This window comes from Mycobacterium sp. NPDC003449, assembly GCF_053588415.1.
Map to the genome: position 1 here is coordinate 18,626 of NZ_JBSFPX010000007.1, position 21,612 is coordinate 40,237.

The window sequence follows — 21,612 nt, forward strand, 5'->3', positions numbered from 1 at the left end:
TCCACATCACTGACGAGACGGCGGGCCCGGATGCAAGCACTCAGCGGCCGTAGCCTTTGGCCGCGGCCGTGTCGGCCAGGAGAACGCGAAGGTGTCGGCGGCCCCGGTGCAGCCGCGACATCAGGGTTCCCACCGGTATGTCGAGGGCGAAGGCGGCCTCCTGGTAGCGGAAGCCTTCGACGTCGACATAGAACAGCGCCATCCGCTGCCCGTCGGGCAGGGCCTGCATGGCCGCTCTGACCTCGTCATCACCCAAAGACTGAAGCGCCTGCAATTCGGCTGAGGAACCTTGTCGTGGCTGCCAACCACCGCCCATGGCTTGCGGATCGAACTCGTCGGTAAGGACCTCGACCGGACGTCGCTGGGCGGTCCGATAACGGTTGATCCAGGTATTAGTCATGATTCTGAACAACCACGCTCTGATATTGGTGTCTTCGGCGAACTGGTGAAAATTGCGGTAGGCACGCAGAAGCACCTCCTGCACAAGGTCTTCCGCATCGGCGTGATTACGGGTGTACCGGTGCGCTCCTCGGTACAGCTGGTCAACCAAGGGCATCGCATCCCTGAGGAAGCGGGTGGTCAGTTCGCCTGCCCCACTGTCGGTCTTGACCACACTGCCGGCATCGACTACTACAGTCATGTCCGACCTCCTTCATCGTTGAACATTGACGGTGCGCCCGTGGGGTGCTGTAGATTCGACGACACAGCCAGGCCGGGTGTGCCCCGACCGGCCCTCAACGTGGCCAGGCTCACTGCGCGGTGTACGAGCGCGTCCCCTGGCGCCGACGATGTCGTACTCATGCCCTCAAGACACCGCGGGACGCGCGGATGTGACAGGGTGCGAGGTGATATCGACGCAAAGTGAGATACCACACTATGACCGTGGCGTTGCCGCGGCCGCTACTGCGTCAAGCGTGCTGCCAGGTCGGCCGTACCGGCATCCAACCCAATTGTGTACGGGCATAGGAATTGTCGGCACCACGTGCCCATCCTGCCCTATCTTGGGCCACGCGTTCCGGGTGTGGCGCACCTACGTAGTCGCAGAACGACGGAACCCATTCGTACCCGGGCGCCGGGTGGTCGTCGCAGATGTTGACAGCGCCCGACGGCCAGGAGAGCGCCGAGACTGCAGCTGCGGCAGCATCGTCCACGTACAGGAAGCTGACGATATCCGCGGTCGCGGGCAGCGATCGGCTACCCGCCAGTTGTGCCATCAATCCTCCTGGCCGGTACCAGGTGTCGGGTCCGTACAGCATGCCGTACCGTAGGACGACCCACTCGGGCAAGGCCTGAACGGCTTCTTCGAGTGCCGCGACGCCGGCTACGGTGCCCAGCCGGTCGGGGGTGCCGTCCAAGTCGAGCGGCGTGTCCTCGGAAGCGGGAGCGTCGCCCGGGGCATAGGCCCACGCAATGCTCTGGGCGATGATGCGCCTGACGTCGAACTGTCGTGCGGCCTCGACGAGGTTACCGGTGCCGACCGTGCGGACCTTGGCGTTGGCTGCCCGGTCACCGGCGCCGAGGTCGGTCAGCTGGTGAATCACCACCTCGGGCTTCGCCGTGGCGAACGCGGCATGCAACGCATCGCGATCGTACACATCGGCGACCACCGCCTGTGCACCCGCGGCTTCGATCGGCGCCACCTGCTCCGGACGGCGAGAAAGACCCGTGACGCTGTGGCCGTCGGCGCAGAGTCGCCGCACCACACGTTTCCCGATCACACCGGAGGCACCCGCGATCAAGATCCGCATATCCGAACCGTAGTCGGTGAGCCGGTGACCCCGATGGTCCATTTCACGGTCGGGTTGATGGGCCAATGGGGTCCGTGGCGTCCGGCCGGCCGTCAGCACCGGGTGCGCGGCGCAGGTGTGATCTGCGATCTGCCCGAGGGCAATTCCGGCAGCGGCAACGCTCGGCCGGAGCGTTTCCCGGCCCCCGGCCAGCGGTAGGAACCCGGCTTGCGGCCCTCCCTCGCAATCTGGTTGACCACCGTCGAGCAGACATACTCCTTGATGGTGGCGGCCACCCTGCCGCCGAGGTAGATCCGTCGTGGCGTGTCGTCGGCGTGGGCCAGCTGAATCGTGCCGTAGCGGCGACCGATGCTGATGTTCTGCCCCGCGAAAGCCTGCCCCAGCGACACCGGCTCCCGACCCGCGGCGCGGGCGAGCACGGTGCCGGCCGCCCTCGCCGCCAACGGCATTGCGGCTTGGCAGCTCATCCGCAACGGCTGGCCGGAGGGAGCGGCGGCGTCACCCGCGGCGATGATGCGATCGTCATCGATACTGGTGAGCGTCTCATCGGTCAACAACCGGCCGATGTGATCGGTCGTGAGCCCACTGCGCACCGCCAGATCAGGCAACCCGAAGCCCGCGGTCCACACGGTTACCGCGCTCGGCACCTCGCGACCGTCGGTAAGCCGCACGTGATCGGCGTGCACCTCGGATACCGTTGCCGTATCCTCGATCTGGACGCCGAGGCGGACGAGCTGCCGACGCACCGAGGCCCGCCCCCGGTCCCCTACCGAGGGCCCGAGCGTGCCGCCGCACAACAACGTCACGCGGGCATCGGGTCGCTGTTCGGCGAGTTCCGACGCGGCCTCGATGCCGGTCAACCCACCGCCGACCACACAGATCGGCGCCGTCGGTGGCAACTGATCGACTACGTCGCGCAGCCGCTGTGCCTGCTCCAGTTCGCTGATGGGAAAAGCGAACTCGCGGGCCCCGCGTACTGCACCTGGCACGGAGCCGACGCTGCCGACGGCGTAGATCAGAAAGTCGTAGTGCACGGCATCGCCGGATTCGAGCGTGACGCTGCGATTCGCCGCGTCGATACGCGTCGCGCTATCGACGATCAGGTGGACGTTTTTGCCCAGGATCTGGTCCAGCTCGACTGTTGCCCCGCCACTTCCGGCGACCAGTTGATGGAGCCGGACGCGCTCGACGAACAGCGGACGCTTGTTGATCAAGGTGATATCGATGTTGGGGTCCTGCTGCAGGCGGTTGGCGGCCAATGCGCCGGCGTAGCCACCGCCGAGCACCACGACATGGGTTCTGTCAGTTGTGCTGGGGCGCTTGTTGTTGACGGTCATTGCGGATCATCCTCTCGTGTGTTCGTGCTGCCCTCGAGACACCGCGCGCCGACCGAACGTGACACCTACTGGCCGGTTGTGCTGCAGGTCACCGAGACGCTTGATCTGTTGTGGTACATCCTTCACGCCCATCACGAAGGCCAGGTCCTGTTCCTGTGGCCGCTGCTGTGCGACCGGGCGGCCACGATGCCGCACCACGGTCCCCGCGCGGTCGGATCAGTCGAATCCACAGCCCGGGTTCGGCGCGCTGTCGGAGGTGCTAGATCCGGCCGGATCGATATAGGTCACCTCGAGCACCAGCGGGGAGGTGCCGAGGTTGCGCCCGATATGCACATGGTCGGCACCCGTGGGATCGGTGATCGGCGTGCCGGGTCCGTAGAAGCCGTCCTGTTTGCAGTCGGCACCGTAGTGCGTCAGCTCGCCGGATTTGACGATGCCATAGATGATCCCGGCGTGCGTATGCCATCCGGTGCTGCCATTCGGTGCGAGGGTGATCTCGCTGACGATATAGTCCTTACCCCCGACCGTCTGCTTCGCCAGCACGACCGCCGATGCGCCGGTCGGCGGGGTGGCGTGCGCGGGTGGTGGCGCCCATCCCGCACCGACCAGTGCCGTAACCGCAGACAGTGCGGTCACTTTCGCGGTTGCTGCCGGAATGTCGCGTCGCTTCAAGGATCAGTCCCGTCTCTAATTGGTGTTTTGGCCAAGCGGCATCCCCGGTGCACGGGACGGCGCCACATCTACGACGCGGCAGGCCCGCATTATGTGAGGGCCGGGCCCGATCACCAGTAGCGAAGCTTGCACGGGTTGAGCGTCAACCACATATGCCGGACGGTGCGGCCGGCGATGTCGAAGCTCATCACGCACACCGGTCCGGCCGCAGTGCGGAAAACCAGACCCAAACGGCCGTTGATCTGGGCGCTTTCGATCCGCATAGGCGCCGCCAACCGGCGGATACCGGCCAGGTAACGGCCGACCTTGTCGACTCCGTCGATGGTCCGCAGCGCCGCGGTGACCTGGCCGCCGCCGTCGGTGACGACATCGACGCCGGATTCCAGCAGCGGCAGCAGGCGATCGATGTCTCCGTTGACGAAAGCCGTCTTGAATCGGTTGACCACGTCGGCATGCAGCGTCGCGTCCACGGTGTCGGCTCCGTCGGAGCGCACGCGCCGGCGAGCGGCGCTGGCCAGTGTACGGCACGCCCCGGCGGAGCGGCCGAGTGCCTCGCCGACCTCGTGAAACGGAATTCCGTAGACATCGTGGAGGATGAACGCCGCCCGTTGCGGGGGCGTCATCGTTTCCAGGATCACCAGGATCGCCATCGTGACCGATTCGTCCTGGGCGATACACTCCGCCGGGTCCGAGTTCAAGGACGGCTCGGTCAACGAATCGCGGCCCGGAATCGGCTCGGGAAGCCAAGGGCCAACATATCTTTCCCGCCGGTGCCGGGCCGAACGGAGCATGTCGAGGCAGATCCGCGTGATGACCCGGGTCAGCCAGGCGTGCGGAACCCGGATCTCCCCGCGCTGCCGACATGACAGCATGTACCACCGGACGTAGGACTCCTGCACCGCATCCTCGGCGTCGGCCATCGAGCCGAGCATCCGGTAGGCCAGGTTCAGCAGCATCGAACGCGCCGAGCACACCATCGAGAGCTGCGCTGCCTCCTCCGACGCTGCGGCGCCCAACTCCGGTGCGATAGCCATGCCCTCTACAACCGACACGGCCACGGCTGAGGTTCAGCGGGTGACGAACACCACATCGCACCGCATCGCTCACTACAACGGGCAGTTTCCCGGCAGGTGGAATGTCACGTGCGATTTCCGGTGTTGGCTTCAAGTAGCGGCCCACTAACAGATGGGTTTTCGCGTCTTCGGATCTGATGTTGCCGTCTTCGCATGTACTGCGAATCATTCGCGGCAATCAGATCGCAGAATCTCTCATCATCGCGGGTTCGCGCCGGCTCTCGGTTCACCCCGTGATGGTGGGGTTGTCGGAGGAGAATCTATGTGCGGGATATTCGCGGCGATGACGCGTCGCGGCCTTTCGAGTGAGCGGCGCGATGAGGCGCTCAAACGCCTCGAGCACCGGGGACCGGACGGCTCGGGTACCTGGACGTCGCGGGACGGCCAATGGACGCTGGGACACACCCGATTGTCGATCGTCGGTTTGACCAACGGCGGCCAGCCCATGACCAGTCCGGACGGTGCGGTGCATCTGGTGGTCAACGGCGAGTTCTACGGTTACCGCGAGATTCGCGAGCGTCTGCGCGCGAACGGCTGCCGCTTCTCCACCGAAAGCGACAGCGAAATCGCCCTGCACCTCTATCAGCAACGCGGGATGCAGGCCGCGCCGCTCCTGCGGGGTGAGTTCGCAGTGATCATCGCCGACGAACGCCGCCGGGCGATGATCGCGATCCGCGACCGCTTCGGGGTCAAACCGCTCTACTACGCCGTGGTGGACGGTGAGGTGTTCTTCGCGTCGGAGATCAAGGCACTGCTGGCGCTGGGTGTACCGGCCGCATGGGACGTCGAGGGCGCCATCGCCGGTATGGGCAGACCGCACGAGAAAACCGAATTCGCCGGGATCAGTCCGGTGCCGCCGGGTTGCTATGCGATCGCCAGCGACGGCGTCGTCCGCATCTACCCGTACTGGGACTGGGAGTTTCCGACCGCCGAGCAGATGCGGGCGGACACCCGCAGCGACGCCGAGGTTGTCGACGAATTTCGGGAGGCGCTGCGCGATGCCGTGCGGGAACGGTTGGTGGCCGATGTCGAGGTCGCGTCGTATCTCAGCGGTGGCATCGACTCCTGCGCTGTGCTCGGACTCGCGCAGCAACAGATGGACCGGCCGATCCGAGCATTCACCCTCACCTTCGAGAACCCGCTCTACGACGAAGCGGCCATCGCGCAAGCTCAGGCCGAACATGTCGGCGCGACGTATCACCCGATTCCGGTCACCGGACGGCAGATCGCGGACTCGTACGCCGACGCGATCTGGCATTCCGAAGCGCAGATGTTCAACGGTCACGGCGTCGCGAAGTATCTGCTCAGCCGTGCCGTGCGGGACGCGGGAATCAAGGTGGTGTTCACCGGTGAGGGCGCCGACGAAATGCTGGGCGGCTATCCGTATTTCCGGGTCGACGCGCTCAACGACGATGCGACATTGAGCGCCGGCGAGAAGTCGGCACTGCTCAACGAGATGCTCGGCGCCAACGCCGCGACTCGCGCGTTGCTGATGCCCGAGCAGATCAACAGCCCGGAGATGCGGGCCGTCGAGCGCAGGCTCGGCTGGCTGCCCGCGACGTTGAATGTCTATGCAGCGCAGACCAACAGCGTCGTCCCGTTGTTGCGCGACGATCTCCCGGTGTCCCTCGCGGACGTGCAACCGCAGGCGTCGGCGCTGGATCGCCTACCCCTGGCCCAATGTGTCGCCGGTCGCGACCGCCTCAACCAAATGCTCTATGTGAACTCCAAGACGATACTGCCGAATTTCATCCTGAACTATCTCGCCGACCGGATGGAGATGGCGCACTCGATCGAGGGGCGGGTTCCGTTCCTGGATCATCGGGTCGCCGAAGCCGCGGCTCGAGTTCCGGTGAACATGAAAGTGAAGGGGATTCGGGAGAAACATGTCCTTCGTGAAGCGGCGAAGGAGGTGTTGATCCCCGAGGTGTACGACCGCCAGAAGCATCCGTTCACGACGCCACCGACCCGCGACCAGAACGATCCGATGCTCACCTTCTACCGGGATACGTTCGCATCGCGGGCCGCGAAGGACCAGCCGATCTACGACCCGAAGAAGGCCTCCACCGCACTCGATCGACTGCTCGAATGTCCGGACGATCAGCGCATCGCGGTGGAGGGCGGCCTGCAGCGTGCCGCAAGCGCTGTGGTGATGCACGAGCTGTTCTCGATGTCATGATCTGCCCACAACTCCGCCAGAAGGAGCGTAACCCGTTGCCCCGCAGGTGAAACCGCGCACACAGGGGCACCAGCGACGCGGACCGGGTTCTGAATGTGCTGGGGGTTAACAGGTGCCCCGAGCTGCCCGCTGACCAGTGCGCACAAATGGGCGACAGTGGGAACGACATCGCTTGGTGTGAAGGCGATCCTGAATAGGACGAAAAATGGATCGACAAAGGAGCATCGCCATCATGACAATCCCATCCGTCGTCGCACCGGTATTGCTGGCGGTGGCCGGCGCCGCGGTCATCACCGCCGCCCCGCAGGCCGATGCCGCGCCGTCCGGGCCCACCTGCACGGCCACCGGCGCAAACTCGACCCTGTGTTACCGCGACGGCAACGCGCAGGTCAGCGCGAGCCCGCCGCCGGTGGACTATCCGGCGCAGTACCCGTTCTTCGGGACGCGCATATTCCACCTCGGCCATCGCCATCGGTGAAATGCATTACGGCTGTTGATCCTTGAGCGGGATGACGACCCGCAATGTCGTTCCGCCCCGCTGCGGGCTCCAGATGTCCAAGCTCCCAGCGAGTGCCTCGACCCGGTCCTTGAGACCGATCAACCCGGAGCCGCGGCCTGCCGCGGCTCCGCCCACACCGTCGTCCGCGATGGACAGCCGCAGTACGTCGTCGCGCGCGCTGGCGTGCACCCTGACTTCGGCTGCCCGGGCGTGCTTGGCGGTATTCGTCAACGCCTCTGCGACCACGTAATAGGCGGTGACCTCGACGGATTCGGGCATCTGGACCCCGACATCGACGTCCAGCGTCACGGGCACGGCCGAACGACGGGCGAGCTTTTTGATCGCGGGGCCGAGGCCGCCTTCGGACAGGATGGCCGGATGGATTCCCCGGGAAATCTCCTGTAGCTCGGTAGACAGGTCCAGCAGACCGGCCAGGACATGGGCGATCCCGTCACGAAGGTCGTTCTGTTCCGGCGGTATCGACTCCTCGAGGGCGCGCAGTTCGAGGCCGAGAGACACCACCCGCTGCTGCGCACCGTCGTGCAGGTCCCGTTCGAACCGGCGTCGCGCGTGATCACCCGCGGTCACGATGCGGGCGCGTGACGCGATCAGCTCCTCGCGGGTTTCGGTATTGGCGATGGCGGTGGCAAGAAGATCGGCGAAATCTCCGATCCGGGCCTCGGTTTCGGTCGGCATCGGTTCGGATCGTAACGAGCCGACCATCAGGGCGCCCCTGACCCGTCCATCGACGATGATCGGCGCACCGATCGCCGATCGGATACCCAGTTGGCGCATGCGTGCGGCGGTTGAGCCCGGTACGTTGTCGTAGCTGTCGATCCGCGCGGCGGCGCCGGTACGCCGGATCGTCGCAGCGACACTGTCCCCGATGAGGGAAATCCGCTCTCCGATATGCATCTTCCCGCATCCGCGTTCATCGCGGCTGGCGAACAGCACCACCGCTTCGTCGGACTCGTATTGCAGCAACGCCACGTTGTCGACGCCGATGCTCCCGGACAACTCGGTCACCGCTGCGGGATACACCTGCAGCCGGTCGGTTCCGCGGGCCACCATTGTCGCCACCCGGCGCAGTGCGGCCTGTTCTCCGGCAAGGGCGTTGGCCTTCAACCGGTGTCGTTCGGACTCGGCGGCGCGCAAGCGGACTTGGCCGGCCAGGACATTCGCCAGCAACGCCAGAGGCAGAAACACGCCGATCGCCACGATGTCGGTGCGGTTCGTCGGAGTCAGAGCGCCCTCGGTTTCCAGATGGGAGTACACGTACACCGCGGCGCTCACCAGCGAGGTGGCGACCGCGAGGCGGAATCCCCATCCCGCCGAGACGACCAGCACGCCGAGCAGGAACAGCGCGCCGAAGGCGTCGTCGGATGCGATCTTCTTCAGCAGATGCACCACTACCGATTCGCCCGCGATGAAACCCGCGGCCACCAGGATGCCGAGCCACAGCGGTGGTGCCGTCGGTCGCACGACGAACCCCAGCATCCGCCCACCAAGCGACCGCCGTCCACATCCGAAACCTGCTGGCTGTGCGGATTCCATGTTCGACACGTTGATGTTGTGTGCAACGTGTGAACGAGCCAGATCCATCGCGTCCGCCGGGTAGAAACTGCGAATATTCTGGAAATTTCCCGCCTGCGACCATCCCACTAGCAGGTAGCTGGTATCGCAAGGGTGGGGTCAATGGCACCGGCCGATGGCGGTCAGCGTTGACGACATCGGTGCCCGCACCGGCCAGGGTGGTAACCCATGAGCACCCCTCGATGGCGGCTCCTCGGGCGGCCGATCGACATCGCAGGCCCTGTCGCGATCCACAGTCTCTGGAGTGTCCCTCCGGCGCACCGCCTTCGGCGGCGACGTCGTTGGCACCTGCATGGTCGGCGCAGTACCGGCGTTCGGGTCGATACGTCGATGATGCCCGTCACCAAGATCGTCGAATTGCACGTCCTGGGACGAACCATGGTGTTCACGCCCCTGACAACGCCTCCTGCGCATGGTGATTGGCCCACCTAATCGGCATGATAATGGCCCAAGGATCGGTGACACCGAGCAGTAGTTTGGGTACATGCTGCCGATCAGGCCCTCGCCGACCAACACCCTCGACCTTCTGCTGCATCAGAACACGCCGATCGCGCCCAACTCGGGCGCCATGGTCGCGACCGTCACGATTCCGCCGGGGGATCCCGGTTCCGGCCCACACCGCCACTCCGGCCCGGTGTTCGGCTACGTGCTGGAAGGCGAGATCCTCTTCGAGCTGGAGGGCGAGGAGCCGTACTCGGTCAAGGCCGGACAGGCCTTCTGGGAGCCCGGCTTCGACACGGTGCACTACCAGGCCGGCAATCTGCGCGACGACATCGAGAGCAAGTTCGTGGTTTTCATGTTGTGCGCGCCCGATGTGCCCATGCTGACCTACCTCGAGCAGCAAGAGGTCGACGCCCGGGCACATCTGCGACATTCCAGCGTGCGCGGCTGACATGAACCCGGGCGCCCACCGCACAATCGGACCGGCCGGCTCGTCGGGACGGCATCAGTGATGAAGCCCGTCGTTCAGCGCCTGTGTCTGATCATTCTGACCGGATCCGGTCTCTTCGTCGGTCTGTGGGCGTATTTCGCCCCGCTGCATTGGTTCAACACCTTTCCCGGCCTGGGAATGCGCTGGCTGCCCGCCCTCGGCCGGTACAACGAACACTTCGCCAAGGATGTGGGTGCGATGTACCTCGCCCTGGCGGCGCTCAGCGCTGCAGCGCTGTTCCGCCTGGCGAACCGCACCTTGATCCTGGTCGCGGCGGTGAGCTGGACGGTCTTCAACCTGCTGCACCTGATCTACCACGCGACGATGCTGCATATGTACGGCCCCCGGGACGCCATCCTCAACGTGGTCGCGCTGGGCGTGGTGCTGCTGTGTTCGGTGGTGCTGGTGATACCGCCTGCCGGCCATGCAGGTCACCTCACCCGAGATTCGTCTTCGCCCAGTCCTCGACGGTAGCGGTCGCGACACCGCGAAACACGTTGCAGGACTGATTGGTCACGCGGCGGGTCGCGCACATCGAACGGTCCGCCGAAGAAGGGCTGGGGACTTTGCGCGGCGTACGTCGATTTGCCTCAGCCGCCGATGGAATCGCCGAACAGCGATGCAAGAGACCGGCGCGGCTCGATGTGGCCGTCCCAGCGGGCGTGTGCCTCGGCAAGGCGGCCCATCAGCGGTTCGAAGGTGACGTTGAGATCGACGACCTCCAGGAATCCCCCGTTGGACCTGGTGGTGTCGTACACCACCGTGCGTTCACCGGCCGCAGTCGTCATTTCCAGGGCCCTGGGGTAGCCAGCCCGTTCGCAGCGCGCGACGCCGACGTCGAAGCTCTCGCGCCGAACGATGTGGTGAAATCCCGGTCCACGCGCGTCGAGCGCCTCACTGAACACTGAGCGGTCACCGTCCAGGGGCTGGATGAGTTCGACGAGCACTCCGCCGGAGAGCGCCATGCCCACATCGATGGCTAACGGGGATTCCGTTCCGCGATAGAAATGCCCGGACTCCACTCTGATCACACCGGCATAAAATGGCCCAGCGCCCCAGGACATTCCGAACTCGGCGATCGCTGCGTCGAGATCCCCGACGACGTGGGCGATCTGCATAACGGCGCCTTCTGGTTGCATCACGACTTATCTCCTTGGGCTCTTCTGGTTTACTCCCCCGACTGAGCGACGCGCGAACGAAGGAAATCCAGTGTCACTCGGCTGAATTGGTCGGGAGATTCCAGCTGCGGCATGTGGCCGACCCCCTCGAACACATGTACCTGCGCGTGCGGCAGGGCTCGGCGTGCCGCCTCCAGTTGACTCGACGGCAGGACGCGGTCGCCATCACCCCATACGATCAGAGTCGGGCGCGGATGCCTCGACACATCAGCCAACAGCTGATCCCGCCATGCCGATCGCGTACCCCGAATATTCGCCAAGGCCCGCGCCGTCTCGTGGAATACCTTGCCCGGCACCGGGAGCCGACCGATTCGCACCGCATGATCAATCGCCTCGTCGGTCACCAGCGTTTTGTCGACATAGATCGTCTGCTCGACCATTCGAGCGCTCGCGCGGGTGGGATAGCGCGCCATGAGGCTACCGACGACCGGCGTGGCGATCATCCGCAGCATGGGATGGACTTCGGCGCCGAAGCCGGCGCTGGCGACGAGGACTACCGAGGCCACCCGGTCCGGCACCACCGTCAGCATCTGCAACGCACAGGCTCCGCCGAGCGAGTTTCCGATAATGTGCACCGGTCTGACTTCGCCGAGCGCGTCCAGCGTCTCAACCACGCCTCGGGCGAGCCCCCGCAGCTCCGTCTTGCCCGGGACGCGATCCGAGAACCCTGAACCCGGCATATCGAGTGCAATGACCCTGAACCCGGCCTCACGGTATCGCGCGAACTGCGGTTCCCAGTCCTCCAGACTCCGGGCGATGCCGTGCAGCAGCAGGATCGGCGTTCCACCCGCGTCGCCCTCGACACGGACCCGGGTGCGTCGTCCCCCGGCATCGATGAACGTGGCCCCATTCACTTGGCGTCTCCTTGATGTCGCATGCGCTCAGCACACCGACACCCCAGGGCAGACAGTGGTCTCCATGCTGGCGTCCGGTGGCTCCTCACGCGTCATTCAAACGGCCGGCATGGCCGATCCGTTCGCGCTCACGATTTTGGAGATCGCCGGAATTGTTGACGTCGGCCCCGACGCCCGACTCGCCGGCGGCCGCTCTTTCTCGACCCAGCCACACATGGTCAGGCGGTCGGCGGATGATCAGAAGTACGTTAGACGATCTATTCATCACGTCCGACGAGCATTTTCTGTGGTCCCGGCTGGGTTCGAACCAGCGACCTTCCGCGTGTGAGGCGGACGCTCTCCCACTGAGCTACGAGACCAGGGAACGACGTCGAAGACTAGCACGGTCGGTCCCGGCACCCAGAATCGCCTCGGTAGCGGCGGCCCGCCGCACCGACCCTCGGCGGGTTCGCGGACTCCCGGACGCCGCCTCATTCGTTCTGAAACACTGATTTTGGGCGCTCGTTCCCGGCCCGTAATGGGGATTTGTGTAGGCGTGCCTCGGTGGACTAATGTTCTGCTTCGCGACGGGCGACGATCTCGCTCGTGGCGCGCGGATGTAGCGCAGTTGGTAGCGCATCACCTTGCCAAGGTGAGGGTCGCGGGTTCGAATCCCGTCATCCGCTCGAAGGTGCGAAGGCATCAACCCCCGCGGTGGAGTGGCCGAGTGGTGAGGCAACGGCCTGCAAAGCCGTGCACACGGGTTCGATTCCCGTCTCCACCTCCAAATGTTTCAACCCGCGCGATTAGCTCAGCGGGAGAGCGCTTCCCTGACACGGAAGAGGTCACTGGTTCAATCCCAGTATCGCGCACCAGCATTTCCCCTGGTCAACGCAGTTCCGCGTCCCAACCATCGTTTCCTTTCTCCTTTCGCGCCGCGGGGGAAGTCGAGATCTATCGCCGGAATGCTCTCGCTGTTCCTCGGCGGACTCGGAGCCGGACGCTTCTACCTGGAGTATCCGAACAACACCGCGCTCATCCGATGACGAACGGCAGCCCTGCGGCCAGCTCCCCGAGCTCGGCTGTCTCAGCCTCGGTCGGTGCCCGGCGCCCGGTGCCGATCAGCAGGGCGTCGGCGTCGGTGAACGACCGCGGAAACACCGCACCGGCGATCGCCTCCAGCATGTCGCGCGACCTCGCCAGCCCTTCGGCGGGCGGACCGGCCACGTGTGGGAGATTCGCGATCAGATCCAGGTGGTGCAGCGTCCACTCCAGCACGTAGGCACCGAGGTAGTCGTGCGCGGTGAGCGCCATTCCCTGCGTCGCCACCAATGCATCCGGGTCGGCCAGTTCGGCGGCCCGCCCCGCCGCCGACCCGACATCGTCGAGGTGGAATTTCAGCAACCCCGGGTCCTGATAGGCCGCGGCCAACCGGACGGTCAACGCGTCGAGCGGCTCCGTACCGGTGGGCGGTGTGTCGGAGACCTCCCAATAGGTCACCGCGGTGCGGATGGGTTCGGCCCCGGCCGGGGTCACCAACGTGATCAGCACGTCCTGCGCATCGATAACCAAGTGACACACCAGGTCTCGCACCAACCAGCCCGTGCACCCGGACGGCTGGGCGAAATCCTCGGCACGAAGCCCGGCCACCTCGGCGCGTAGCGCCGCCCACGAACGCACGAAGAGATCCACGGTCCCCGATTGTGCTACCCGGTGAAGACCATGGGAATGCGCAGCGCGCCTCGAATCGCGGGCGTGTCGCGCCACGCCGGCTCCCCGGCGAGCACCGGTCCGCGCGCCAGGATCTTCGGCAGGGCGGTACCGATCTCCAGCCGGGCCAGGCTCGCACCCAGGCAGTGGTGCGCGCCGTAGCCGAAGGTCAGCGGCGCGGCCCCGGTCCGGCCCACTCGGAACTCGTCGGGGTCGCTGAACACCACCGGATCACGGTTGGCGGCCGCCACCACCACGAGGGCGGTCTCCCCCGCATGCACCGTCACCTCACCGATCCGGGTGTCGCGTGTCGCGGTGCGCAGCGCCGCCTGCACCGGACTGTCCAGCCGCAGCAGTTCGGTCACCACACCCGGGTCGGCCGGGTCGAGGCGCTCGGCCAACCGGGTGCCGTCGGCGCCGGGCCGAAGCAGGCGAATCAATCCCGAACCCAACAGATTCGCTGTGGTTTCGTGCCCGGCCACCGCAATCAGGATGGCCGTGACGACGACGTCCTCGAGCTCCAGTTCGGGATCGCCCGCGATGAAGCTCAGCAGATCGTCACCCGGATGCCTGCGCCGGTCGGCGGCCAGCGGGAGAAACTCCCCCATCAGCTCGGCGGCCGCCACGGTCCCGGCCCTGGTCTCCTCGGTGTCGGCCAGGGTGCCGAGCATCCGGATGATCACCGGCGAGAGTTCGGCCAGCAGATCGGTGGTGTCGGGTCCCAACCCGAGCCAGGCGGCCACCACCCCCATCGGGATCGGCAGCGCGATCTGGACCATGAAATCGAAGGCGGCGCCCGGCTCTGGCCGGTCGACCGCCTCCGACGTGATCGCCTCCACTCCCTCGGCGAGGCCGCCGACGAAGGACCTGGTGAACACATCGCGCACCGATCCGCGCAGCCGCCGGTGGATGGGACCGTCGGACACCAGCATGGACCGCTCGGCGAACTGCAGGTTGATCGGATCCAGACCGGCGCGGGCGATCGGGTTGGCGGCCGGATCGCTGGTCCAATCGGCGCCCCCGAGCACCTGGCGCGCCGGGCCGTAGCCGAGCACCAGCCAGGCCTGGGCGGTGTCGTCCCACACCACCTCGCCACGGCGCCGGCAGTCCTCGTAGAACGGATACGGGTCGGCGGCATCCCAGAGCAGCCGCGGGATGACGATCTCAGCGCCGGTCACCATGCTCCATCCCAAACGGTAAGCCGCGCTGTCGAACCCAGGCGATGTGCTGTTTGCCCAGATCGCTGACCGGCTCGGCGACACCGTCCATATCGTGCACCGAGGCGCGTGCCTCGAACGTCGCGCCCAGCGCGGTGAAGATCGCGTTCATCGACAGGTTGAGCCGGGAGAAGAACACGAAGTCGGGTGGCACCGACATCCGCCGGATCGGGTGATCGCCGGAGCGCACATCGATCAGGGAGCGGACGGAACGCTCGGTCGCCTCTTGCGTGTAGGTGGCCGGCTGCGGGCCGAGCAACTCATACATCAGGGTCGACCACCACTGATAGGCCTCGTCGGCGGTGAGGGTCGAATCGTCTGCGATAAAACCGGATTCGGTCATCAGATCGCGTAGATCGGCCTTACGCCCTTCGATCACCGAGCGGGCCATCCGTACCATCTGCCAGCGCCGCTGCTCGGTGAGCACCTTGACACAGCCGAAGTCGACGAACCCCACCGTGCCGTCGGACCGGAACCGGTAGTTGCCCGGGTGGGGATCCGCGTGGAACAGGTTCGCATGCCGGTAGGATCCGGTGAGCATCCGCGAAATCGTCTCGGCCCACACGTTTTTGAGATCCTGGTCGGCAGTGAGCGCTTCGGCCCAGTCGACGCCGTCCAGATAGGTCATGGTGAGCACCCGGTCGGCGGATGCCTCGGGCACCACCTCGGGGACGCGGATATGCGGGTGGTCATGGTAGAGCTCGTGGAACGCCGTGATGTTCGCGGCCTCGTGCCGGTAGTCGAGTTCCTCGGAAATGCGTTCGGTGAGTTCCTGACTGGCCCGGCGCAGGTCCGGCATGGCGCCGGGGATGGTCGAGTTCATGAACCGGACAAAGGTCGTCAGGAGCTCGGTGTTGGCCAGATCGTCGCGAATCGCCTCGGCCACGCCGGGATACTGGATCTTGACGGCAACTTCACGGCCGTCGGTCATCGTGGCGCGGTGCACCTGTCCGATCGAAGCGGCGGCCATCGGGGTCTCCGAGAACTCGGCGAACACGTCGGCAATGGACCCTCCGAGTTCGGCCTGCACCATGTCGATCGCCAACCGGGCATCCATCGGTGGGGCGTCGCCCTGTAATCGGGTGAGCGCCTTCTGGTACGGCGAGAACTCCCCGAAGCCGGCGGCGCTCGGGTCCACCATCGACACCATCTGCCCGGCCTTCATCAGCACCCCCTTGGAGTGCCCGAGCAGGTCGGCATAGCGCTCGGCGGTGCGCTCGTGGAAACGCTCGACCGCGTCGGCATCCCCGGCCTGCTTACGCAGCCCCGCCACCACACGACCGCCCGCGGCGCGCGCGGTGAACCCGGCCAACGGCATCGTGCGTCGTATCCGGCCACGCCGGACAGGGCGATCCGGATCCGCCATCGAACCCTCCCTCAGCCTGCTAAAGTGCTCACTTGGTGATGCTAAGTGAACACTTGGGGATGGTCAATGGCTGAGACGACGACCCGTGACCGCCTGGTCAGCGAGGCGATGCGACTGTTCTGCGAACAGGGCTACCGGGCGACCAGCGTCGCGCAGATCGAGGCCGCGGCGGGCCTGGCGGCCGGTTCCGGCGCGCTCTACCACCACTTCAAATCCAAGGAGTCCCTGCTGGAGGCGGGCATCGACCGCCAGCTGGACCGCAGGCGCGCGATGCACGACATCCGGTCGATGTTCGCCGGGCTCGGCGACCTGCACACCGAGCTGACCCTGCTCGGCCGCTATCTGCTCAGCGTCATCGACGAGGAGAGCCAGCTGCTGCAGATCGCCGCCCGCACACCGTCGAACAGCTCGTCGCGCCTCGACGACGCCTACGCCGCGCTCATCGACGGCCTCTACACCGAACTCGACGACTGGATCCGGGGCTGGCTGCCGGACCTGGATCCGGCGGCCGGCCGCACCATCGCCACCCTCGGGGTCGACGCCCTGCTGGGCCGGCGCACCACCGCGATGTTCTTCCGCGCCGAATCACCCGACGTCCCCGACGACCGCTACCTCACCGAGTGGACCCGGATGCTCGCGTCGCGCATCACTCCCATCGGCTGACCGGCCGACACACTAAAGTCACCACCGTGCCAAGGATCAGCGCTTCGTCCGTCGAAGAGCATCGTGAGCTGGTCCAACAGCGGGTGTTCGAGGCCTTCGCCACGCTGATGGCCGACCACAGCTTCGACGCCATCACCATGGCCAAGCTGGCGTCGACGGCAGGCATCGGGCGGACCGCGATCTATCACCACTTCGCCGACAAGGAAGCGGTGGTGGTCGCCTTCGCCTCCCACGAGACCAGTCGCTACCTCGACGGCCTGCGGGCCGCGTTGGCCGAGGCCGACGGGCCGGTCGACCGGTTGGCGGTCTACATCCGGCACCAACTCGACGCCGGTCAGCAGTTCCACATGGGGCTGGGCGTGCACCTGTACGGCGCGCTGCCCCCCGAAACGATGCTGGCCATTCGCGACCACGTGGTCGCCGTCGAGGAAGTGCTGCGCGGGATCCTGGCCGAGGGTGTCGCCGCCGGGAGGTTCGTCGTCGACGACGAGGCGGCGACGATGTCGTTGATCCACGCCTGTCTGGCACCCCGGCACCTTCGGGTGGCCGACATCGAACGGTTCGTGCTGCGGGCGGTGGGCACCCAAAGGTAGATCCCCACGGCGGGCATTTTTCTGACAAACTGTCTACATCATGTTGACAAGCTGTCGTAAAGCCACCGCCCGACCGCTGTCCGTCGCCATGCGCGAGGGGTCGACCGCCCAGCATGCGGCCGCGGAGCACTCGCCGTTCATCGCCGAACTGCTCGAGGGGCGGCTCAACGAACAGGGCTACGTCGACTACCTGCTGCGGTTGCACGCGATCTATCACGCCCTCGAGGACGCGATGCGCACCCGACGCGACGACCCACTGGTCGCCGCCGTCTACGACCCCGCGCTGGAGCGCTCCCAGGCGATCGGCGCCGATCTCGAGCGCTGGTCACCGGGCACCGCCCGCGAGGTCGACTCCCCCGCCGCCCGGGCCTACAGCCGCCGCATCGTCGACTCCCGTTGGGGCGGTGCCCTTCTCGCTCACCATTACACCCGCTACCTCGGGGATCTGTCCGGCGGTCAGGCCATCGGCCGCATCCTGGACCGCACCTTCGGCCTGGCCGGGACCGGCCTGGCGTTCTACGAGTTCCCGATGCGACCCAAGCCGTACAAGGACGCCTACCGGGCCCGACTGGACGGACTGGGCCTCGACACCGAGCAGACCGACCGCGTGGTCGACGAGGTCCGGCAGGCATTCGCGTTGAACCAGAACGTGTTCGCCGAACTGGCCGACAACCTACCGGCCTACCGACGCTGAAGTTGCGATCGCGAAACCGGCCGTGTCGTAGTTGAATCCACCGAGGTTCCGCCATCTCGGTGATGATCGGGTGAACGGCCGGGTCCCCCTGGGTGAACCGGTTCTCGGGGATGCTGCGGATCCCGCATCCTGACACGAGTTGTCCGGTGCTCGTTCTCAACGTTCCGTATTGTCGCTGTGAGTAATTCGTGAGAACGGAGCACGCCACGTTGACTGACGAAACACCGGAGCAGCCTCCCAGTTGGGACAGCACCCAGCCGCACTTCTCCACCGTCGAAAAGCACGGCCGGATCACCGTGCCGCCGGTCTATAAGTCGTCGGGCGCGCTGAATTTCTTCGTGGTGCTCACGTTCCTGTTGTGGGCGCCCGTCGTGGCCTGGGCCACGATCTGGTACCGCGATATGAGCCGCGGCGACGCCTCGATGTGGCAGGGCCTGGCCGTCCTCTTGTTCCTCTTCCTGCCGGGCATCCTCACCGGCATCACCGCCGAAGAAGCCCGTGACGCATTCGGTCAGCGCGCCACCGGAAATCGTGTGGCCACCGCATCCGCGTTGGCGGGGGTGGCGGTCGGCCTGCTCGCCGGTGCGCTGTGGATCGGCGGCGGCGTGGGCGGGCTGATTGCGCTGGCCAGCGTGGCGTGTTCGGCCGGCGCGGCGGTGGCGACGATCGCCGCGTGGCGGGGCATCGGCTACACCCGCGAGCGCCGACGCCGGTTGATCGCCCTGCGCGCGCACGGCACCCGAGCGCCGGGGGTGCTGCGCGAGGTGACCTTCCTGGAGAAGTGGACCTCCGATGACCCCCGGTTCACCGTCGTCGTCGAATTCGACAGCGGGTCCGGACGCCGACGCCTCGAGGCGAACATGACCACGACCTCCACCCGGGTCCCGCGGCCGGGCACCGCGGTGGTGGTGTTCAGCCCGCCCGACGCCGCCGCCAACGACACCGACGTGCACATCGAACTCGACGAGACCAAGCCCGTCAGGTTCGACCCGCACCGGGCCCGCTACGCCAAGCCGAGCGGGAACTAACCCCGGCCGGCCAACTGCCGCAGCACCAGATCGGTTGTGTCCCAATCCATGCACTTGTCGGTCACCGACTGCCCGTAGGTCAACGGACGCGCCTCCGACGACTGGGCGCCCGCGACCAGGAAGCTCTCCAGCATTACCCCGCTGACCGGCAGCCCGTCGCGCACCTGCTGTGCGACCTCGGCGGCGACCACCGCCTGCCGCACATGATCCTTACCCGAATTGGCGTGGCTGCAGTCGATCACGACGCGCCCCGGCAGCCCCGCGCCGGCCAGCGTGGCCGCCGCGGCCTCGACCGCGCCGGCGTCGTAGTTGGGCCCGTCGGTACCGCCGCGCAGGATCACGTGGCAATCCTCGTTGCCCGCGGTGCTGACCACCGCGCCCCGACCCATATCGTCCATCCCGAAGAAGACGTGCTCGGCGGCAGCGGCTTTGACCCCGTCGACGGCCACCTGGACGTTGCCGTCGGTACCGTTCTTGAACCCCACCGGCATCGACAGGCCCGACGCCAACTGGCGGTGCACCTGGGATTCGGTGGTCCTGGCCCCGATCGCCCCCCAGGCCACCGCGTCGGCGATGTACTGCGGGCTGGTCGGTTCGAGGAACTCGCAGCCGACCGGCAACCCGATATCGATGATGTCGAGCAACAGCCGGCGGGCGGTGCGCAGGCCACGGGCCACGTCGAAGGTGCCGTCCATACCCGGATCGTTGATCAGGCCCTTCCAGCCGATCGTGGTGCGGGGCTTCTCGAAGTACACCCGCATCACCACCTTGAGCCGGTCCTTGAGTTCGTCGGCCACCTTGACCAACCGGCTGGCGTATTCCAGCGCGGCCGCGGGGTCGTGCACCGAACACGGCCCCACCACCACGAGCAGACGGTCATCGCGGCCGGCCAGGATGTCGGCCACCTGATCGCGGTCCCGGGCCACCCGCTCGGCGCGCCGGGCGCCCAACGGGAACTCGGTGAGCACATCGTGGGGGCTGGGGATCTCGCTGAAACTTCGGATCCGTCGATCCGAGGTGTCCGGTGCGGCGATCTGCGCCAGATTCATATTCGGGTGCCTTCCTGGTGGCGGGCACCTGGTCACGTCCGGCGCCCTTGAATGACGAAAGGCAGCAACCTGATGGTCGCTGCCTGGGCTCCGGGTGGATGCGTGCTTAGTGCTGCGCGTTATCGGCTCCGCCCGGAGCCTCGATAAAGCGCCAATAGGCGACACACACACCGATGTTCACGACGGCCACGCTACACCACGGGCCGGGCCGGGCGACAATCGCCCGCTCACAATGCCGATTTGTGACCGGGGCTAGCATGCGGACATGCCGCTGAGCAGCCGAATGCCCGATCTGGCGGCGTTCGAGGTGTTGCTGGCCATCGCCAGAACCGGAAGCCTCGGCGCCGCGGGCCGCGAGCTCGGGCTGACCCAGCAGGCGGTGTCGTCGCGACTGTCCTCGATCGAGGGCCAGACCGGTGTGCGGCTGGTGCAGCGCAGCACCCGGGGATCGCGGCTCACCCCGGCCGGCGTGGTGGTCGCCGAATGGGCCGACCAGCTGATCGACGTGGCGCAGCGGGTGGACGCCGGGCTCGCCGCGATGCGCACCGAAAGTCACAAGCGACTCACCGTGGCGGCCAGCCTCACCGTCGCCGAACAACTCATGCCGCGGTGGCTGGTATCGCTGCAGGCCGACGCGCAGCGGCGCGGAGATCCCGTGGCCGAGGTGATCCTCACCGCGGCCAACAGCGACCAGGTGATCGCCGCGGTGCGCGACGGCTCCGCCGAGCTCGGGTTCATCGAATCCCCCGGCGCGCCACCGGGTCTGCACAGCCGTGTCATCGCCCGTGACGAACTGGTCGTGGTGGTCCCGCCGAATCACCGGTGGGCGCGCCGGTCGACCGCGATCGGTGCCGGAGAACTCAACGACACCCCGTTGGTATCCCGGGAGATCGGTTCCGGCACAAGGGATGCCCTGAGCACGGCGCTGCGCTCGGCGCTGGGCGACGCGGGCCAGGCCGCCCCGGCGATCGAGCTGTCCTCGGCCTCGGCGATGCGTGCGGCGGTGCTGGCGGGCGCGGGCCCCGCGGTGATGAGCAGGCTGGCAGTCGAGGACGATCTCACCGTCGGCAGGCTGCGGGCAGTGCCGGTGGCCGGGCTCGACCTGCACCGTGATCTACGCGCCATCTGGCTGGGCGGACGGACCCCGCCGGCCGGGGCGGTGCGGGACCTGCTGGCCCATATCGGGGCCAGGACCCGACCACGAATCTGACGAAAACGTGGCTGCGTCATCATGATTGCGACGTTATCG

Annotated in this window: 22 protein-coding genes and 4 tRNA genes; 13 read left to right on the top strand and 13 right to left on the bottom strand. The window is 66.6% G+C overall.

What is annotated here, in order from left to right:
• Window positions 1-40: 40 nt before the first annotated feature.
• From ACWDTP_RS03680 to sigJ, 5 genes are all read right to left on the bottom strand, one after another.
• Window positions 41-613: a sigma-70 family RNA polymerase sigma factor gene (locus ACWDTP_RS03680; protein ID WP_450016696.1), complete on the bottom strand. Its 573-nt coding sequence runs from the start codon at window positions 611-613 to the stop codon at window positions 41-43.
• A gap of 295 nt (window positions 614-908) precedes the next feature.
• Window positions 909-1,748 (bottom strand): NAD-dependent epimerase/dehydratase family protein, encoded by an 840-nt coding sequence (locus ACWDTP_RS03685; RefSeq protein ID WP_450016698.1) that lies wholly within the window; start codon window positions 1,746-1,748, stop codon window positions 909-911.
• A 92-nt stretch (window positions 1,749-1,840) separates the two neighbouring features.
• Window positions 1,841-3,085 carry an NAD(P)/FAD-dependent oxidoreductase gene (locus ACWDTP_RS03690; protein ID WP_450016700.1) on the bottom strand — a complete coding sequence of 415 codons (1,245 nt, stop codon included), beginning with the start codon at window positions 3,083-3,085 and terminating at the stop codon, window positions 1,841-1,843.
• Window positions 3,086-3,301: 216 nt separating this feature from the next.
• Window positions 3,302-3,721 (bottom strand): cupin domain-containing protein, encoded by a 420-nt coding sequence (locus tag ACWDTP_RS03695; protein ID WP_450016702.1) that lies wholly within the window; start codon window positions 3,719-3,721, stop codon window positions 3,302-3,304.
• 146 nt (window positions 3,722-3,867) lie between these two features.
• Complete coding sequence (gene sigJ / locus ACWDTP_RS03700) at window positions 3,868-4,791, bottom strand: RNA polymerase sigma factor SigJ (protein ID WP_450016703.1); 924 nt, start codon at window positions 4,789-4,791, stop codon at window positions 3,868-3,870.
• Window positions 4,792-4,942: 151 nt separating this feature from the next.
• Here sigJ and asnB point away from each other — a divergent pair, with 151 nt between their 5' ends.
• Together asnB and ACWDTP_RS03710 are read left to right on the top strand one after the other, a co-directional pair.
• The gene (asnB, locus tag ACWDTP_RS03705) at window positions 4,943-7,009 is read left to right on the top strand and encodes an asparagine synthase (glutamine-hydrolyzing) (protein WP_450016704.1); all 2,067 of its coding nucleotides are present in this window, start codon (window positions 4,943-4,945) and stop codon (window positions 7,007-7,009) included.
• A 232-nt stretch (window positions 7,010-7,241) separates the two neighbouring features.
• Window positions 7,242-7,487 carry a hypothetical protein gene (locus ACWDTP_RS03710; protein WP_450016706.1) on the top strand — a complete coding sequence of 82 codons (246 nt, stop codon included), beginning with the start codon at window positions 7,242-7,244 and terminating at the stop codon, window positions 7,485-7,487.
• Window positions 7,488-7,493: 6 nt separating this feature from the next.
• On the opposite strand, the gene ACWDTP_RS03715 is transcribed toward ACWDTP_RS03710, so the two are convergent.
• Window positions 7,494-9,005 (bottom strand): sensor histidine kinase, encoded by a 1,512-nt coding sequence (locus ACWDTP_RS03715; RefSeq protein ID WP_450016708.1) that lies wholly within the window; start codon window positions 9,003-9,005, stop codon window positions 7,494-7,496.
• 580 nt (window positions 9,006-9,585) lie between these two features.
• Here ACWDTP_RS03715 and ACWDTP_RS03720 point away from each other — a divergent pair.
• Window positions 9,586-9,993, top strand: a complete 408-nt coding sequence (locus ACWDTP_RS03720; protein WP_450016710.1) for a cupin domain-containing protein — start codon at window positions 9,586-9,588, stop codon at window positions 9,991-9,993.
• A 60-nt stretch (window positions 9,994-10,053) separates the two neighbouring features.
• The gene (locus tag ACWDTP_RS03725) at window positions 10,054-10,506 is read left to right on the top strand and encodes a hypothetical protein (protein WP_450016712.1); all 453 of its coding nucleotides are present in this window, start codon (window positions 10,054-10,056) and stop codon (window positions 10,504-10,506) included.
• A 116-nt stretch (window positions 10,507-10,622) separates the two neighbouring features.
• Here the strand turns inward: ACWDTP_RS03725 and ACWDTP_RS03730 are convergent, their stop codons facing one another.
• From ACWDTP_RS03730 to ACWDTP_RS03740, 3 genes are all read right to left on the bottom strand, one after another.
• Window positions 10,623-11,171, bottom strand: a complete 549-nt coding sequence (locus ACWDTP_RS03730; protein ID WP_450016840.1) for a VOC family protein — start codon at window positions 11,169-11,171, stop codon at window positions 10,623-10,625.
• A gap of 29 nt (window positions 11,172-11,200) precedes the next feature.
• Entirely contained in the window at window positions 11,201-12,064 is an 864-nt protein-coding gene (locus tag ACWDTP_RS03735; protein WP_450016714.1) for an alpha/beta fold hydrolase, read from the bottom strand.
• Between the two features lie 287 nt (window positions 12,065-12,351).
• Window positions 12,352-12,423: transfer RNA gene (locus ACWDTP_RS03740), tRNA-Val, on the bottom strand.
• A gap of 233 nt (window positions 12,424-12,656) precedes the next feature.
• Here ACWDTP_RS03740 and ACWDTP_RS03745 point away from each other — a divergent pair.
• From ACWDTP_RS03745 to ACWDTP_RS03760, 4 genes are all read left to right on the top strand, one after another.
• Window positions 12,657-12,729, top strand: a tRNA-Gly gene (locus tag ACWDTP_RS03745).
• Window positions 12,730-12,756: 27 nt separating this feature from the next.
• Window positions 12,757-12,830: transfer RNA gene (locus tag ACWDTP_RS03750), tRNA-Cys, on the top strand.
• Window positions 12,831-12,843: 13 nt separating this feature from the next.
• Window positions 12,844-12,918 (top strand) — tRNA-Val (locus ACWDTP_RS03755).
• A 9-nt stretch (window positions 12,919-12,927) separates the two neighbouring features.
• Window positions 12,928-13,089: an NINE protein gene (locus tag ACWDTP_RS03760; RefSeq protein WP_450016842.1), complete on the top strand. Its 162-nt coding sequence runs from the start codon at window positions 12,928-12,930 to the stop codon at window positions 13,087-13,089.
• Here the strand turns inward: ACWDTP_RS03760 and ACWDTP_RS03765 are convergent.
• The 3 genes from ACWDTP_RS03765 to ACWDTP_RS03775 are packed head-to-tail and all read right to left on the bottom strand — an operon-like array spanning window position 13,079 to window position 16,336.
• On the bottom strand, window positions 13,079-13,735 hold the full coding sequence (locus ACWDTP_RS03765) for a maleylpyruvate isomerase N-terminal domain-containing protein (RefSeq protein ID WP_450016716.1): 657 nt from the start codon (window positions 13,733-13,735) through the stop codon (window positions 13,079-13,081). The two genes, ACWDTP_RS03760 and ACWDTP_RS03765, sit on opposite strands and share 11 nt — an antisense overlap.
• A 14-nt stretch (window positions 13,736-13,749) precedes the next feature.
• Complete coding sequence (locus ACWDTP_RS03770; protein ID WP_450016843.1) at window positions 13,750-14,931, bottom strand: cytochrome P450; 1,182 nt, start codon at window positions 14,929-14,931, stop codon at window positions 13,750-13,752.
• Window positions 14,918-16,336 carry an ABC1 kinase family protein gene (locus ACWDTP_RS03775; RefSeq protein ID WP_450016718.1) on the bottom strand — a complete coding sequence of 473 codons (1,419 nt, stop codon included), beginning with the start codon at window positions 16,334-16,336 and terminating at the stop codon, window positions 14,918-14,920. The genes ACWDTP_RS03770 and ACWDTP_RS03775 overlap by 14 nt, the downstream gene beginning before the upstream one ends.
• Window positions 16,337-16,402: 66 nt before the next feature.
• Between ACWDTP_RS03775 and ACWDTP_RS03780 the strand changes: the two genes are divergently transcribed.
• The 4 genes from ACWDTP_RS03780 (at window position 16,403) to ACWDTP_RS03795 (ending at window position 19,314) form a co-directional block, all read left to right on the top strand.
• Complete coding sequence (locus tag ACWDTP_RS03780; protein ID WP_450016720.1) at window positions 16,403-16,999, top strand: TetR/AcrR family transcriptional regulator; 597 nt, start codon at window positions 16,403-16,405, stop codon at window positions 16,997-16,999.
• A 26-nt stretch (window positions 17,000-17,025) separates the two neighbouring features.
• A complete protein-coding gene (locus ACWDTP_RS03785) occupies window positions 17,026-17,592 on the top strand; it encodes a TetR/AcrR family transcriptional regulator (RefSeq protein WP_450016722.1) in 567 nt (188 codons plus the stop codon).
• A gap of 40 nt (window positions 17,593-17,632) precedes the next feature.
• Window positions 17,633-18,286 carry a biliverdin-producing heme oxygenase gene (locus ACWDTP_RS03790; RefSeq protein ID WP_450016724.1) on the top strand — a complete coding sequence of 218 codons (654 nt, stop codon included), beginning with the start codon at window positions 17,633-17,635 and terminating at the stop codon, window positions 18,284-18,286.
• A gap of 209 nt (window positions 18,287-18,495) precedes the next feature.
• Window positions 18,496-19,314, top strand: coding sequence for a hypothetical protein (locus ACWDTP_RS03795; protein ID WP_450016726.1), 819 nt, complete (start codon window positions 18,496-18,498; stop codon window positions 19,312-19,314).
• Here ACWDTP_RS03795 and ACWDTP_RS03800 read toward each other — a convergent pair.
• Window positions 19,311-20,363 (bottom strand): 3-deoxy-7-phosphoheptulonate synthase, encoded by a 1,053-nt coding sequence (locus ACWDTP_RS03800; RefSeq protein ID WP_450016728.1) that lies wholly within the window; start codon window positions 20,361-20,363, stop codon window positions 19,311-19,313. The two genes, ACWDTP_RS03795 and ACWDTP_RS03800, sit on opposite strands and share 4 nt — an antisense overlap.
• A 265-nt stretch (window positions 20,364-20,628) precedes the next feature.
• Here ACWDTP_RS03800 and ACWDTP_RS03805 point away from each other — a divergent pair, with 265 nt between their 5' ends.
• On the top strand, window positions 20,629-21,573 hold the full coding sequence (locus tag ACWDTP_RS03805) for a LysR family transcriptional regulator (RefSeq protein ID WP_450016730.1): 945 nt from the start codon (window positions 20,629-20,631) through the stop codon (window positions 21,571-21,573).
• Window positions 21,574-21,612 lie beyond the last annotated feature (39 nt).

Excerpts from the sequence above, each read along its gene's own strand:
- ACWDTP_RS03685 (WP_450016698.1), bottom strand. The coding sequence starts at position 1,748 with ATGCGGATCTTGATCGCGGGTGCCTCCGGTGTGATCGGGAAACGTGTG.
- ACWDTP_RS03690 (WP_450016700.1), bottom strand. The coding sequence starts at position 3,085 with ATGACCGTCAACAACAAGCGCCCCAGCACAACTGACAGAACCCATGTC.
- sigJ (WP_450016703.1), bottom strand. The coding sequence starts at position 4,791 with ATGGCTATCGCACCGGAGTTGGGCGCCGCAGCGTCGGAGGAGGCAGCG.
- asnB (WP_450016704.1), top strand. The coding sequence starts at position 4,943 with ATGGGTTTTCGCGTCTTCGGATCTGATGTTGCCGTCTTCGCATGTACT.
- ACWDTP_RS03710 (WP_450016706.1), top strand. The coding sequence starts at position 7,242 with ATGACAATCCCATCCGTCGTCGCACCGGTATTGCTGGCGGTGGCCGGC.
- ACWDTP_RS03715 (WP_450016708.1), bottom strand. The coding sequence starts at position 9,005 with ATGCTGGGGTTCGTCGTGCGACCGACGGCACCACCGCTGTGGCTCGGC.
- ACWDTP_RS03720 (WP_450016710.1), top strand. The coding sequence starts at position 9,586 with ATGCTGCCGATCAGGCCCTCGCCGACCAACACCCTCGACCTTCTGCTG.
- ACWDTP_RS03725 (WP_450016712.1), top strand. The coding sequence starts at position 10,054 with ATGAAGCCCGTCGTTCAGCGCCTGTGTCTGATCATTCTGACCGGATCC.
- ACWDTP_RS03730 (WP_450016840.1), bottom strand. The coding sequence starts at position 11,171 with ATGCAACCAGAAGGCGCCGTTATGCAGATCGCCCACGTCGTCGGGGAT.
- ACWDTP_RS03775 (WP_450016718.1), bottom strand. The coding sequence starts at position 16,336 with ATGGCGGATCCGGATCGCCCTGTCCGGCGTGGCCGGATACGACGCACG.
- ACWDTP_RS03780 (WP_450016720.1), top strand. The coding sequence starts at position 16,403 with ATGGCTGAGACGACGACCCGTGACCGCCTGGTCAGCGAGGCGATGCGA.
- ACWDTP_RS03790 (WP_450016724.1), top strand. The coding sequence starts at position 17,633 with ATGTTGACAAGCTGTCGTAAAGCCACCGCCCGACCGCTGTCCGTCGCC.
- ACWDTP_RS03800 (WP_450016728.1), bottom strand. The coding sequence starts at position 20,363 with ATGAATCTGGCGCAGATCGCCGCACCGGACACCTCGGATCGACGGATC.
- ACWDTP_RS03805 (WP_450016730.1), top strand. The coding sequence starts at position 20,629 with ATGCCGCTGAGCAGCCGAATGCCCGATCTGGCGGCGTTCGAGGTGTTG.